Source organism: Streptomyces sp. NPDC048504 (assembly GCF_043200035.1).
Taxonomy (GTDB): Bacteria; Actinomycetota; Actinomycetes; order Streptomycetales; family Streptomycetaceae; genus Streptomyces.
Window position 1 is genome coordinate 137,890 of record NZ_JBICXA010000005.1, and the last position, 13,984, is coordinate 151,873.

13 protein-coding genes and 1 pseudogene are annotated in these 13,984 nt (G+C 70.5%); 10 read left to right on the plus strand and 4 right to left on the minus strand.

What is annotated here, in order from left to right; genetic code table 11:
- Window positions 1-121: 121 nt before the first annotated feature.
- Window positions 122-1,708, minus strand: a complete 1,587-nt coding sequence (locus tag ACGFY9_RS14430) for a carboxylesterase/lipase family protein (RefSeq protein WP_393754044.1) — start codon at window positions 1,706-1,708, stop codon at window positions 122-124.
- A gap of 261 nt (window positions 1,709-1,969) precedes the next feature.
- Here ACGFY9_RS14430 and ACGFY9_RS14435 point away from each other — a divergent pair, with 261 nt between their 5' ends.
- The 8 genes and pseudogenes from ACGFY9_RS14435 (at window position 1,970) to ACGFY9_RS14470 (ending at window position 10,597) form a co-directional block, all read left to right on the plus strand.
- Entirely contained in the window at window positions 1,970-2,983 is a 1,014-nt protein-coding gene (locus ACGFY9_RS14435; protein ID WP_393754045.1) for a hydroxyacid dehydrogenase, read from the plus strand.
- Window positions 2,984-3,103: 120 nt separating this feature from the next.
- The gene (locus ACGFY9_RS14440) at window positions 3,104-4,195 is read left to right on the plus strand and encodes a LacI family DNA-binding transcriptional regulator (protein WP_393754046.1); all 1,092 of its coding nucleotides are present in this window, start codon (window positions 3,104-3,106) and stop codon (window positions 4,193-4,195) included.
- Between the two features lie 223 nt (window positions 4,196-4,418).
- Window positions 4,419-5,750, plus strand: a complete 1,332-nt coding sequence (locus ACGFY9_RS14445) for an ABC transporter substrate-binding protein (RefSeq protein ID WP_393754047.1) — start codon at window positions 4,419-4,421, stop codon at window positions 5,748-5,750.
- Between the two features lie 10 nt (window positions 5,751-5,760).
- A complete protein-coding gene (locus ACGFY9_RS14450; protein ID WP_393754048.1) occupies window positions 5,761-6,645 on the plus strand; it encodes a carbohydrate ABC transporter permease in 885 nt (294 codons plus the stop codon).
- Complete coding sequence (locus ACGFY9_RS14455; RefSeq protein WP_366493039.1) at window positions 6,645-7,550, plus strand: carbohydrate ABC transporter permease; 906 nt, start codon at window positions 6,645-6,647, stop codon at window positions 7,548-7,550. Before ACGFY9_RS14450 ends, ACGFY9_RS14455 begins: the two co-directional genes overlap by 1 nt.
- Window positions 7,547-9,141: pseudogene (locus ACGFY9_RS14460) on the plus strand (family 43 glycosylhydrolase). Before ACGFY9_RS14455 ends, ACGFY9_RS14460 begins: the two are co-directional and overlap by 4 nt.
- Before the next feature lie 201 nt (window positions 9,142-9,342).
- Window positions 9,343-10,407, plus strand: coding sequence for a LacI family DNA-binding transcriptional regulator (locus ACGFY9_RS14465; protein ID WP_393754049.1), 1,065 nt, complete (start codon window positions 9,343-9,345; stop codon window positions 10,405-10,407).
- A gap of 55 nt (window positions 10,408-10,462) precedes the next feature.
- A complete protein-coding gene (locus ACGFY9_RS14470) occupies window positions 10,463-10,597 on the plus strand; it encodes a hypothetical protein (protein WP_393754050.1) in 135 nt (44 codons plus the stop codon).
- Between the two features lie 83 nt (window positions 10,598-10,680).
- Here the strand turns inward: ACGFY9_RS14470 and ACGFY9_RS14475 are convergent, their stop codons facing one another.
- Window positions 10,681-11,334 carry a ThuA domain-containing protein gene (locus ACGFY9_RS14475; protein ID WP_393754051.1) on the minus strand — a complete coding sequence of 218 codons (654 nt, stop codon included), beginning with the start codon at window positions 11,332-11,334 and terminating at the stop codon, window positions 10,681-10,683.
- A 101-nt stretch (window positions 11,335-11,435) separates the two neighbouring features.
- Window positions 11,436-12,077: a hypothetical protein gene (locus ACGFY9_RS14480; RefSeq protein ID WP_393754052.1), complete on the minus strand. Its 642-nt coding sequence runs from the start codon at window positions 12,075-12,077 to the stop codon at window positions 11,436-11,438.
- A gap of 84 nt (window positions 12,078-12,161) precedes the next feature.
- Here ACGFY9_RS14480 and ACGFY9_RS14485 point away from each other — a divergent pair, with 84 nt between their 5' ends.
- Both ACGFY9_RS14485 and ACGFY9_RS14490 read left to right on the plus strand, forming a co-directional pair.
- The gene (locus tag ACGFY9_RS14485) at window positions 12,162-12,797 is read left to right on the plus strand and encodes a VOC family protein (RefSeq protein ID WP_393754053.1); all 636 of its coding nucleotides are present in this window, start codon (window positions 12,162-12,164) and stop codon (window positions 12,795-12,797) included.
- A gap of 68 nt (window positions 12,798-12,865) precedes the next feature.
- Window positions 12,866-13,288, plus strand: a complete 423-nt coding sequence (locus ACGFY9_RS14490; protein ID WP_393754054.1) for a VOC family protein — start codon at window positions 12,866-12,868, stop codon at window positions 13,286-13,288.
- Here the strand turns inward: ACGFY9_RS14490 and ACGFY9_RS14495 are convergent.
- Window positions 13,285-13,983: a helix-turn-helix domain-containing protein gene (locus ACGFY9_RS14495; RefSeq protein WP_393754055.1), complete on the minus strand. Its 699-nt coding sequence runs from the start codon at window positions 13,981-13,983 to the stop codon at window positions 13,285-13,287. The two genes, ACGFY9_RS14490 and ACGFY9_RS14495, sit on opposite strands and share 4 nt — an antisense overlap.
- Window position 13,984 lies beyond the last annotated feature (1 nt).

Here is a 13,984-nt window from a genome sequence, read left to right on the forward strand (position 1 = left end):
GGAGACTAGCAGCGGGTGATGGTGGGGAGGAGGGGCGTGCGTCGGCCAATTCCCTTACCTCAGCGGGACGATGGCCGACCTCCAACGCCGGGCAACCGGTTTCTGTCCCGTATCCCCACCCTCACGACGACCGCCGCACATCCCCCGTCCGCCGCAGCCGTCGTACGACCGACCGCAGTTCGGTGGCGCTCCGCGCGGGCGGCGCGCCCTCGTCCGGAACCGCCGCTTCCTTCGCCTTCGTCACCGCGTCGGCCGCCCACAGGGCGAACTCGGGGTCGCGCGGCCCGTGCGCGACATACGGCTCGCCCTCTCCGAAGACGCGGACCGGGTGCGTGTCGTCCCAGGGCTGCCACCCGGGGTCGCCGTCCACCGCGAACCGCACCCAGGCGCCGTGCATGGCGTCGGCGAGTGCCTGGGGCGCGCCCTGGCCGGCGAGTTTGGCGGACTCGGGGATGTCGCCGGTGTCGAAGACGAAGCCGAGTTCGAGGGCGTGGCAGGAGCCGAGGTCGGGGCGGTTGGAGGGCCAGGCGAACTCGTAGACGTGGGAGGTGCCGGGGCGGGCGTCGGCGAGGCGGTGCAGGGGGTAGCGGAGGAGGTGGTCGGTGACGAGCTGGCCGACGGTCTCGGCGGTGCCGGCCGCGGGGTGCAGGGCGCGGTAGCCGCGCGGGACCTCGACGCCGCAGTGGCAGCGGGCCATCGCACCGGCCAGGGCGACCGCGCCGAGCCGGTCGACGCGCTCGTGGAGTCCGCCGGGGACCAGCCACAGCCGGTACTCGTCGCGGGTCCAGCCCAGCATCAGGTCGATGCCCCGGCCCACCTCGCCGTCGACGAGCGCCTCCAGTGGGTCGCGGGGGACGAGGTCGCCGTCGATGACGATCCCGAACGTGGGTCCGCCGAGGACCGGGCTGCTGAGCCTGCCCACGTCGGCCTGGGTGCGGAGCAGGAGGTCGCGGTCGACGGCGGCGAAGGCCTCGGCGGTGGCGGGGATCTTCAGGCGGGTCGCCATCCGGCGCACCATCCGCCGTACCTTGTCGCGGTCGAAGGCCTCCGGTGGCCCGCTCTGCAGGACGGCCCGGCGGACCAGCCCCTGGGCCTGCGGGGCGGCGATCAGGGCGCCGATGCTGATCGCGCCGGCGGACTGTCCGAAGAGGGTGATCCGGTCGGGGTCGCCGCCGAACGCCGCGATGGACTCGTGCACCCAGCGCAGCGCGGCGAGCTGGTCGCGCAGGCCGGGGTTGGCGGGGGCGTCCGGGAAGAGGCCGTAACCCTCCACGCCCAGGCGGTAGTTGACCGAGACCATGACGACGCCGTCGCGGGCGAAGGCGTGTCCGTCGTAGACGGGGACGGCCGACGAACCCCGAGTCAGCGCGCCGCCGTGCAGCCACACCATCACCGGGAGCCGGGCGCCCGGGCCGGGTTCCGGGGTCCACACGTTGAGGTTGAGGCAGTCGTCGCCTGGCACGACGGGGTCGGAGAGCAGTTTGGCGAAGGCTTCGGAGTACGGCGGTTTCGGGGCGGTCGGGCCGAAGGCGAGCGCGTCGCGCACTCCGGTCCAGGGCTCGGGCGGGACGGGCGGGCGGAACCGCCGGGGGCCGATGGGGGGTGCCGCGTAGGGGATGCCCCGGAAGACCGCGATCCCGTTCTCGTACCGGCCGCGCACCGCCCCGTACGGGGTGCCGACCACGGGGTTCGTCTGCTCTGCCCTCATCTGCCCACCAGCTCCTCGTCGCGCTCGTGAACCATGCTCATCAGAGCATCACATCGCGCCCGGCTATTCCGGCGGACGAAATCCGCCGGCCGGGTCATGCCGCGCGACATCACCTGCCTTCGGTCCCGGAGCCGATCGAAATATTTCCGCGCTCGGGGTCCCTTCTCACCGATTGACCCCCGCTCCACGGCAGATCTACGGTAGAAGACGTTTTCAGAAAACGTTTCCGACATCGTTCTCACGCCGCACTACTGGAGGGTCATGCCCAGCGCCAAGCCGCCGAGGGCCGTGTTCGCCATGGATCCGGTGCACCTGCCCCTGCTCTTCCCCTCACCCCTGATGGACCGGCTCCGGCAGACCGCCGAGATCGAACCAGGGCTCGTCGTACGGGACTTCGGCGCACCCGAGGCCGCCCGGGCCCTGGCCGGGGCCGAGGTCCTGATCACCGGGTGGGGCTGCCCGCACCTCGACGCCGACGCGCTGGCGGCGGCACCCCGGCTGCGGACCGTGCTGCACGCGGCGGGCTCGGTCCGTTCGCTGGTCGGCGAGGCCCTGTGGGAACGCGGGGTGACCGTCTCCAGCGCGGTCACCGGCAACGCGCTCCCGGTCGCCGAGTACACCCTCGCGATGATCCTGCTCGCCGGGAAGGACGCCTTCGCCCAGCGGGAACGCTTCCGGCACACGCACACGTACCCGACGCCCGCCGAGACCGCGCCGATCGGCAACCTCGGCCGCCGGATCGGCGTCATCGGCGCCTCCCGCGTGGGCCGCAGACTCCTGGAACTGCTGCGGCCGTACGACTTCGAGGTCCTGCTGCACGACCCCTACGTCAGCGTCACCGAGGCCGCCGCGCTGGGTGCCGAACTCCTGTCGCTGGACCACCTGTTGAGCGGTAGCGACATCGTGAGTCTGCACGCCCCGGACATCCCCGAGACACAGCGCATGCTGGACCGCGGGCGGCTCGCGCTCATCCGGGACGGCGGTGTGCTGATCAACACCTCACGGGGTGCCCTGATCGACCACGAGGCGCTCACCGACGAGTTGTTGTCCGGCCGGCTGACCGCGATCCTCGACGTCACCGAACCCGAGCCACTGCCCCCCACGTCCCCGCTGTACAAGCTGCCGAACGTCTTCCTCACCCCGCACATCGCGGGCTCCCTCGGCAACGAGCTGGCACGGCTCGGAGGCATCGTCGTCGACGAGCTGGAGCGCCTGGCCGCGGGCCTGCCGCCGGCCCACGAGGTACGGCACGCGGACCTGGCCCGTGTCGCCTGAACCGCGCCGTCCACAGGCCGGCACACCGGGAACGACCTTGGGATACGGTTTCCGGACCGGCGCCGGAGCAGGCCCCAGGGCGCCCGGTGGAAACACGGTCACGGTGAAGGAGTCGCTACGGTGAGTCAGCGCAAGGCGTCGGGCGACGTCGGCCGGGCGACGATCCGGGACGTGGCGGAGCGCGCCGGGGTCTCCGTGGCGAGCGTCTCGCGCGTGCTGTCCGGCAACTACCCGGTGTCGGAGGAGCTGCGCCGCCGGGTGATGAAGGTCGTCGGCGACCTGGACTACGTCACCAACGCGCACGCCCGCTCGCTCGCGGGCGGCGGCACGCCCACGGTGGCCATCCTCATCAACAACATCACCGGCGCCGCATTCGCCCACGTGGCCAAGGGAGTTGAGGGCGCGGCCACCCTGCGCGGCTGGCTCTCGCTGGTCGGCACTACCGGCGACGACCAGGAGCGCGAGCTCGCGCTGGTCAACCTCATGCGCCAACAGGGCGTCGCCGCCGTGGTGTTGCTCGGCGGGGCGTACGACGTCGACGAGTACCAACTCCGCATGGCCCGCTTCGCCCGCTCCCTCGACGCGGCGGGCTCGCACCTCGTCCTCGTCGGCCGCCCGCCGCTGGAGGGCGACGTCCCGGCGACGACGGTCGACTACGACAACGAAGGCGGCGCCTACGCCATGGCCAGCCACCTCCTCTCGGCCGGCCACCGCCGCGTCCTGGTGCTGCCCGGGCACGCCGAACTCACCACCGCGCAGGGCAGGTTGAGGGGCGCGCAACGGGCCTTCGAGGCGTACGGCGTGCCGTTCGACCCGGGGATGGTGCGGCACGGTCCATACGACTACGAGCACGGGTACGAGGCGGTGGAGGACACCCTGAAGGAGGGCGTGGACTTCACCGCGGTGCTGGCGGGGACCGACGTGGTCGCCGCGGGCGCCATGCAGGCACTGCGCGCGGCCGGCCTGCGGGTGCCCGAGGACGTGTCGATCGTCGGCTACGACGACATCCCGCTGGCCTCCCAGCTCACCCCTCAGCTCACCACCGTGCACGTCCCGTACGAGGAGATGGGCCGGGTCGCGCTGCGCGCGGTGGCGGACCGGCGCGAGGGCGGCGGGACGGGCCGACGCAGAAGCGGCGACGGCGACCATCTGGTCCTGGGCACGCATGTCGTCGTACGGAACTCGGTCCGGCCGCCGTCCCGACGGGACTAGCGCGGCACCCCCGCGGGACTGGAACGGCACCCTTGCGGGACTGACACGGCACACGGAACCAGGGCGTTACGTAACCGGTTTCCCTTCTAATCCCCTGGCCAGATGGGGTCTGTCCAGGGCGATCGAAACAACTTGCTGCACACCTCTTGCTCCGAACAGGGCATCCTGCCTACCTTCCCAGCAACCGGTTTCTACCTCTTCTCTTCCGAAGGAACACGGTCTGATGAACTTCACCAGCCCCCGGAGAAGGTTCGCTCGTGCAGCCGTCGCGGGCCTCGCACTGACAGGTCTGCTCTCCGCCTGCGGCGGATCCGGCTCGGGAGACAAAGCGTCTTCCGGTCCGGCCACCCTCCCCTTCTGGGGCTGGGCCAACGGGCAGGACGCGGTCGTGAAGGCCTTCAACGCCGCGCACAAGGACGTCAAGCTCAAGTACACCAAGGTCACCGACCAGTTGACGATGCAGAAGCAGCTGACCAACGCGGTCAAGGCCGGCAACGCGCCCTGCCTGGTGCAGAACACGGCGGAGTACGTGACCACCTGGGTCTCGCAGGGCGCGCTCGCCGACATCTCGAAATACGTCTCCGCCGACAAGGACAAGTTCAACGCGGGCTCGTGGGCCAGTGCGCAGGTGCAGGGCAAGTCCTATGGCGTGCCGACCAGTTCGGCCCCCGCGTTCACGATCTACCGCACCGACGTCTTCAAGAAGTACGGCCTGAAGGCCCCCACGACCTGGGACGAGTTCATCGCCGCGGGCAAGGTCCTGAAGAAGCACGGCATCAAGATCACCAACTACGCCGGTGAGGACCCGAGCACCCTGGAAGTCCTCTCCATGCAGGCCGGGGCGCACTGGTACGCCATCGACGGCAACTCCTGGAAGGTGGACTTCCAGGACGCGGGCAGCCTCAAGGCGGCCCAGGTGATCCAGGACGTCATCGACAACGACCTCAACTCCAAGCTCTCCTTCGCGGACTACGCGGCCGTACAGCGCAACTACGACAACGGCGGCACCGTGACCCGGCAGATCTCCACCTGGCAGATGGCGGGCATGGTGCAGAACTTCACCAAGTCCGACGGGAAGTGGGCGCTTTCGCCCTGGCCGACGTTCGCAGGCGAGGCCGCCAAGACGCCCGCAGGCACCAACCAGAGCGGTGGCGTCACGCTGGTGACGAAGCAGTGCGCGCATCAACAGCAGGCCGCCGAGGCCGCGTTGTGGATGTCGACCGACACGGGCGCGGTGAAGACGATGGCGAGCCCGACCACCGGCAACGGTGTGATGCCGGCGCTGGCCGACGGCAACGCCTACGTCGACGAGTCGATCTCCGACAAGCTGCTCGGGACGAACTACGAGCCCGCGAAGAAGGTCGTCACCGACAGCCTGAACACCGTCACCTCGGACTGGGTGTTCGGCCCGGACTGGACCGCGATGTTCACCGAGCTGCAGACCGGCTGGGCGAAGGTGATGAACAAGCAGGAGAAGGTCACCGATCTGCTGGCGCACATGCAGGAGTGGACGGTCAAGGACCTGAAGTCCCGCGGTATCAGCGTCAAGGGCTGAGGCAGCGCCGATGATCCGCTCCCAGCGCTGGAAGGGTGCCGCGTTCACGGTGCCCTTCCAACTCGGTTTCGTCTTCCTGTACTTGATACCGATCGGGTACGCCGTCTACGAGTCGCTGTTCGTGGAGCACCAGTCGGGGCTCGGCCTCGGCGGCTCCACGCAGAGGTTCTCCGGCCTGGACAACTACCAACAGGGTTTGACCGACTCGGCGTTCATGAACTCGGTGCTGCGCGTGGTGCTGTTCGCGTGCGTGCAGATCCCGGTGATGCTGCTCGTCAGCCTGCTGCTCGCCCTGTTCCTGGACGCGCTGTCCTCGAAGGTCGCGGGCCGCTTCCGGATCTTCCTCCTCGTGCCGTACATGATCCCCGGGGTGGTCGCGGCGATCGTGTGGATCAACCTCTACAGCCCGGACGTCGGCCCGTTGACGCCGCTGGGCAAGGTCTTCGGGCTGTCCTGGAACTTCTTCGCGCCCTCGATGGTCTGGCCGTCCATCGGCAACCTGCTGACCTGGCACGGCATCGGCTACAACATGGTGATCATCTACGCCGCGCTCCAGGGCGTCCCCCGCGACCTGTTCGAGGCGGCCCGCCTCGACGGCGCCTCCGAGTTCCGGGTCGCGACGAGCATCAAAATCCCTTACGTACGAGGGGCGTTGGTGCTGACCGGGATGCTCTCGATCATCCAGATGCTGCAGATCTTCAACGAGCCGGCGCTGTTCCGGAACGTCACCCCGCAGACGGTGAACGACAGCTTCACGCCCATCATGATCATCTACAACCAGGCTTTCAACGCGGGCAACTACCACTACGCGGCGGCCCTTTCGGTCCTCCTCGCACTCATCCTCGGCCTCGCCTCCTTCCTCTTCTACCGGCTCACCGCGAAGGAGGCCGAGTGATGACCCTCACCGAAGAACGCCGCAACGCCCATCAGGTCCGGCGCCTCAACAAGCCCGACCCGGCGGCCCGTTCACGCGGTGGCCAGCGTTTCCTGCTCGTCGGTCTGGTCCTGGCCAGCGCCTACAGCCTGTTCCCGGTGTGGTGGCTGATCGTCGCCGCGACCAAGGACCGCACGGGCCTGTACCAGAGCAACGGCCTCTGGTTCTCCGGCATGCACCTGTGGGCGAACGTGCGTCAGGTCTTCACCTACGAGAACGGCATCTTCCTGCGCTGGACCGCCAACTCGTTCCTGTATGCGGGAGTCGGCTCCCTCGGCGGCACGCTCATCGCCCTCGCGACGGGCTACGGCCTCGCGCGCTTCGAATTCCCGGGCCGCAGCGCGGTGTTCGCGTGCGTGGTGGGTTCGTTCCTGATCCCGATCGCGCTGCTCACGCTCCCGCTGTACCTGATGTTCTCGAAGATCGGCCTGGTCGACACCCCCTGGGCGATGCTGATCCCCTGCCTGATCAACCCGTTCAGCGTCTACCTCGCCAAGGTGTACACGGAGGCCACGGTCCCCTTCGAACTCCTGGAGGCGGCACGCCTCGACGGCGCGGGCGAACTCCGCATCTTCTTCAGCATCGTGCTGCGGATGATGACGACGGGCGGCGCGACGGTCTTCCTCCTGGCCTTCGTCAACACCTGGAACGCTTTCTTCCTCCCGCTGACCGTGCTGCGCGGCGAGGAGAACTGGACGCTCAACCTCGGCCTCTACAACTGGTCCGGCAAACGCATGGAGTCGGGCGTCGACCTGACGAGCCTGGTCCTCACCGGCGCCCTTCTGTCGATCGTCCCGATGGCCGTGATGATGGTCGCGATGCGCCGCTACTGGCGTACCGGGGTCACCCTGGGAGCCCTCAAGTGACCCTGCTGCACAACCCCGTTGTCCGCGGTTTCGCCCCCGACCCCTCGATGGTCAGGGTCGGCGACTGGTACTACGTGGCGACCAGTTCCTTCGAGTGGTTCCCCACGATCCCGATCCACCGCTCCCGCGACCTGGCCGACTGGCGGTACGCGGGCCACGTCCGGGGCGCCGTCCCCGGCGACTCCCTCGCCGGCGTCCCCGACTCGGGCGGCGTCTGGGCACCCTCGCTGAGCTGGGACGGCGAGCGCTTCTGGCTGACGTACTCGGTGGTGCGCTCGGTCGGCACGCCGTACTTCGACCTGGACACCTACGTCACGACCGCGACGGACGTGACCGGGAAGTGGACGACACCGAGGCGGGTGGCGAGCCATGGCTTCGACCCGGCGCTGTTCCACGACGAGGGGCGACTCTGGCTGCTCAATCTCCAGAACGACTGCCGCCCCGGCGGCCGCCGCTTCGCGGGCATCGTCACGACCGAGCTGGACCGCGACACACTCGCCCCGACCGGCCCGACCCATCTGCTGCTCCAGCACGAACGGCTCATCGAGGGGCCGAAGTTGGTGCGTCGGGGCGACTGGTTCTACCTGCTGCTCGCGGAGGGCGGCACGGGGTACGAGCACGGGGTGCGGGTGGCGCGCAGCCGTACGGTCACCGGTCCGTACGAGCTCGACGACCACCCCTTGCTGACGTCACGGGACGACCCGTCGCTGCCGTTACAGAAGGCGGGGCACGGTGAACTGGTCCAACTTCCGGGCGGTGACTGGGTGTTGAGCCATCTGACTGCGCGGCCGGTGCGGACACCGGAGGGGCCGCGCTGCACCCTGGGCCGGGAGACCGCGATCCAGGCGGTGACATGGGATGGGGACGGCTGGCCGAGGCTGCGGCAGGGCGGCTGGCACCCGGCGGTGGAGGTGGACGTACCGACGCGGCCCGCCGCCCCACCGACCCAAGTACCTGATCCCGACGAACCGTTGGGCTGGCCGTGGAGCAGCCCGCGCGCGCACCCGGACCCGTCCTGGGCCGACACCACCGCCCGCCCCGGCTGGATTCGGCTGCGTGGGCGGCACGGGCCGGAGTCGCGGTGGGCGCACAGTCTCCTCGCTCAGCGGATCACGGAGCACCGCGCGGAGGCCCAAGTCACGGTCGACGCAAGGCCGTTGACGTTCACGCAGGCGGCGGGGCTGGTGCTCTGGTACGGCGCCGAGGCGTATCTGAGCCTGCATCTGACCTGGGCGGAGGCCGAGGGTGAGGAGCAGCGGGGGCAGCAGTGGCGGGGAGGCGGCCGTACAGTGCTGAGTCTGGTGGAGCGGGACGAGGGCAGCACGCGGCAGGTGGCCGTCGTAGAGGTGGATGTCCGTGCTCCCGTGGCGCTGGGGGTGACGGTCGAGGGGCCGAGGCGCGGTTCTGGTGTGTGCGGGACGGGGTGCGGACGGCGGTCGGGCCGGGGCTGGACTTCAGCTGTCTGTCCGACGACTACGGGTCGCGGCTGCGGTTCACCGGTGCGATGGCGGGCGTCCATGCGTGGGATCTGGTGGAGGGCGCCTTCACGGCGGACTTCGCGAATTTCCGGCTGACGTGCGGAGCAGAGTGACCTGTAGGTGACGCTTTCTCCCTTGTTCGGGGTTTCGAAAGATCGGGTCGGTTTCATCGCGTGAATTCCCTGGTCTTCCCGCCGTGTTGACGCGCACCTATCGTAGGAAGCGCTTTCTGGATGGCTGATGATCGAGTTGGGGAAGCAGCGCTGGTCGGAAACTTTCGATGGCCCTCGGGCGGGCTGGAGAGGCGGTACCCGATGGTCCGTACGGGGAGCGCGAGCGTGACGGCGGGGCCCACGTTGGCGGTCGTGGCCCGGGAGGCGGGGGTGTCCGTGCCGACGGCGTCCAAGGTGGTCAACGGCCGGGAGGACGTGGCGCCGGAGACGCGGCGCCGGGTGACGGAGGCGCTGGAGCGGCTCGGATATGTGCGCAGGCCCAGGTTCGACGCGAGCAAGGCGCCGGGGATGGTCGACCTGATCGTGCACTCGCTGGAGAGTTCGTGGTCGGGGGCGGTGCTTCACGGGGTGGAGGAGGCGGCGTACGAGGCCGGTCTTGAGGTGGTGGTCTCGGCCGGGCTGACCCGGATGCGGGCCGACCGGCCCGAACGGGGCTGGCTGGACAAGCTGGTTGGCCGGGGCTCGTCCGGAGTCCTGTTCAATCTGGCGGAGTTGACGCCGTCCCAGTACTCCTGGCTCGACCAGCACCGCATCCCGTTCGTGATGATCGACCCCGTGCACGAGCCGCCGCCGGGCGTGGTGTCGGTCGGCGCGGCCAACTGGCAGGGCGGGGTGACGGCGACCGAGCATCTGCTCTCCCTGGGCCACGAACGCGTCGCCGTCATCGCCGGCCACCGCCACAAGATGTGCAGCAGCGCCCGCGTCGCCGGTTACCGCTCCGCGCTCGCCGCCGCGGGAGTTCCGGTCCGCCATGAATACATCCGCCACGGCGGCTTCGACCAGTCCATGGCCCGCACCCGTATGCGCGAACTCCTCGACCTGCCCGAGCCGCCCACGGCCGTCTTCGTCTGCTCCGACCGGATGGCGCTCGGTGTCTACGAGGCCCTGGCAGAACGGCAGTTGGGCGTCCCGGACGACATCAGCGTGGTCGGTTTCGACGACCTTCCCGAGGCTCGCTGGGTGACACCGGCGCTGACCACGATCCGTCAGCCGCTCTCGGAGATGGCGGCGACGGCGCTGCGGTTGCTGGTCCGGCTGATGGACGGGGACCGGCCGGAGGGGACCCGGACGGAGCTGTCGACGCGGTTGGTGGAGCGGGCGAGCACGGGGGCGCCGGGCGGCCGGTGGGCCGACCGTAGATCGTGACCTGGAGGAGCATCCGGGGCTCGGAGGGGTCGACGCCCGTTACGACGAACTGCAGTTGCTCCTCGCGCCGCACCGTCAGGCGCCGGACGGTGCTCGCCGGCTCATGGGCGAGGTGCGGTTCGACGACGGGGACGACCGCTACCGGCTCGACGGGGTGGACCACTGGTTCCGGTGGCGCCCGGCCAAGTGAGGCGTGCCGTCCCGGTGTTGTGGGGGCAGCCTGTCCAGCCGGACAACGTCCTGCGGAACCTGCGAACAGCGCGGACCGGGCCGCTAGTTCAGCCCCGCCGCCCAGGAGATCCCGCCCAGGAGATGCGCGCGGAAGTCCGGGTCATCGTAGGCCTCCGAGGCGTGGCCGAGGGCCGTGTAGAAGACCCGGCCGGCGCCCTTCTCGTGGCACCACGCGAGGGGGTGGTCGGGGCCCATCCGGCCGCCCTCGTAGGAGGATTCGTCGGCCGAGACGAGGACGTGGACCGAACTCCGGGGATTGGTGCGGAAGTCGTACCACTCATCGGTGAACTGCCATACGGCGGGCAGGTGTTGCGTGGCCGGGTGGGTGCGGTCCTCGATCAGCGCGTCGCCGGGCTGGTAGGCGGGGTGCCGGTCGAAGCGGGCGCCCAGGAGGTCGCCGTAGTACGGCCAGTCGTACTCGGTGCAGGCCGCCGCGTGGACGCCGACGAAGCCGCCGCCCGACTCGACGTAGGCGGCGAGGTGTTGACGGCCCGTCGGTGTCAGCACCTCGCCGCTGGTGGAGAGGAAGACGACGGCCGCGTAGTCGTCCAGGGGGCGTTCGAAGGCGGCCGGGTCCTCGGTGGCGTCCACCTCGAAGGGGCCGACGGTGCGTACGGCGGTCACCGCGGCCGGGATGGAGTCGTGGCGGTAGTCGGTGGTGCGGGTGCAGACGAGGAGGCGGGGCGCGGCAGCCATGCGGCGCAGCCTATTCCACGGACCGGGCTTCTCAGACTGCGCCTCACGGACAGGCTTCACGGACCGGGCTTCACGGACCGGGCCTCCTTCGCGCCGTGTGCTCAACCGCCCTTCCCCACCTCGTTGTTGGGCGCCCCGTCCCCGTTCGTGGGCAGGTCGCCGCGTTCCACGGGGGCGGCTGTGCGGGCGGGCGGGAGGATGACCGGGAGTTCGCTCTTGTACGGGCGGCGGAGCGACTGGGCCGACTCGCGCAGGACTTCGCGGGTCACCTTGCCCTGTTCGGCGTCGACGTGCACGAGGTGGCCCTTCTGCGCCATGACGTACTCGATCGTTCCGCCGCCGGTGCGGTACCAGGCGTTCCCGTCGCGTACGCAGGTCATGTGGCTGCTGAACGCCGCCTGTGTCGTGCAGTTCGCGTCGGTCATCGTGCCCGGCTCGACGCGCAGGGTGATCACCGCGCCGGTCTTCAGGTCCGTGTACGCGATGGAGAGGCCGACGTCCGATACGCCGACCGACTGCTCGGCGAGAGTGAACCCGGGTGGGTCGATGACGTGGACGAGGTCGGGGTCGAAGCCCAACGACCTTGCGCGGGAGGCGATTTCGGCCGATGTGGCGGTGACAGGGGAGGACGAGGCCTCAGGTGTTCCGGCACCCGCGTCCGCCTTCTCGGTGCCGCAGCCTGCGAGCAGCAGGGACAGCGCGGGGAGCAACAGCAGCGGCAGGGCGCGCACGGCACGGATCATGTGCCCATCCTGCCGTACAGGTGTTCCACAGTTGGGGGACTTTTCCCTCTTGCGGTGCGGTCCCGCCGCGTAGCCTCGGTGGGGATGAACGCTCTTCCCGCACGCCTCGACCATCTCGTCCTCGCGACCCCCGAACTGGCGGTGACGGTCGCCGAGTTCACCGAGCACACGGGCATCGCGCCGGTCGCGGGCGGTGCCCATGTGGGGCGCGGAACCCGCAACTGCCTTGTCTCGCTCGGTGGTTCCCGTTACCTGGAGATCATCGGTCCGGACCCGGAGCAGCCCGAGCCGTCGGGTCCGCGGCCCTTCGGGGTCGACGGGCTCGCCGTCGCCCGGACGGTGACCTGGGCGCTCTCCCCGCCCGACCTGGACGCGGCGGTCGCGGCGGCCCGGGCCCAGGGGTACGACCCCGGGCCCGTGCGGGCGATGAGCCGTCGCCGGCCCGACGGCACGCTGCTGGAGTGGCGGCTCACCGACGGGGACACGGCGCATCCCTCCGGTCTGGTGCCCTTCCTCATCGACTGGAGTTCCTCGCCCCACCCGACGACCGCCCCGGGCCTGCCCGTCGCACCTCTGCTGGAGCTGACCGCGACGGCACCGGCCCCGGACGAGATCCGTCCGTTGCTGTCGGCCGTGGGGGCGGAGCTGGCGGTGGCGGCGGGACCGGTGGGTCTCTCCTTCACGGTGGACACCCCGCGCGGACCCGTGACCTTCGGCTGAACGATCCGCCGAGCACGGTGTCCGATTCCTTCAAGACCGGCCGACCCGGCCCCGCCTACCGTTGCCCCATGACTCCACGATTCGACGCGATCGGCCTGGTCGTCTCCGACATGGCCGCCTCTGTCGCCTTCTACCGTCGGCTCGGGTTCGGGTTCCCCGAGGATGCCGAGAGCCAGCCGCACGCCGAGGCCCAACTGACCGGCGGGCTACGGCTGTTGCTGGACACGGAGGACACCGTCCGCTCGTTCCACCCGGGTTGGCGGGCACCCAGCGGCAGTGGTCGGGCCGCGCTCGCCCTGCTCTGCGACGACCCCGCCGAAGTCGACCGGCTCTACGGGGAGTTGACCGGCGCCGGGCATCACGGCGAACTCAAGCCGTGGGACGCCTTCTGGGGCCAGCGGTACGCCGTCGTGCAGGACCCCGACGGCAACGGCGTGGATCTCTTCGCCCCGCTGAGTCCCGCACCGAGCCCTGCGCCGAGTCCTGCCTAACCGGCGCGGCCGAGCAGCTGCCCCAGCGGCATCCCCGCCAACTCCTTGACGTCCCGGGCGAGATGGGCCTGGTCCGCGTAGCCGGACCGGGCCGCCGTCTCCGCGAACGGGACTCCGGCGCGGGCCAGCGCGAGGGCGCGCTGGAGGCGCAGCACCCGGGCGAGCGTCTTGGGGCCGTAGCCGAACGCGGTGAGGGAGCGGCGGTGCAACTGGCGGGCGCCGAGGCCGAGTTCGTCGGCGGTGGCGGCGACGGGGCGGCCGGTGTCGAGGCCCGCCACGAGGTGTCGTAGCAGCGGATCGGGTGGGGGCACGTCCGCCGCGCGTTCGAGTGCCGCTTCTTCCAGCGCGGTCGCGGGGTCGGGGGCCGTGGAGATGCGGGCGGTGAGGCGGCGTACCGTCTCGGCGGGCCAGAGGTCGGTCAGGTCGATCCGGCGGTCGCGGAGCTCGTGTGCGGGGACGCCCAGGTAGGTGGGGGCGGTGCCGGGGCCGAAGCGGATGCCTGCCCAGTGTGCGGGCGCGGTCCCGGGGACGTACGCGCGCGTGTCGGGGCCCGCGACCAGGAGGCGGCCCTCGTTCCAGAGGAGGTCCATGCAGCCGTCGGGCAGGACGGGGTGGACCGGGCCGGCGGTCGAGGCCTCGATCGTGCGGCTCCAGACCACCGCGCCCGGCAGCCGGGACGCCCTCTCCACGTACACG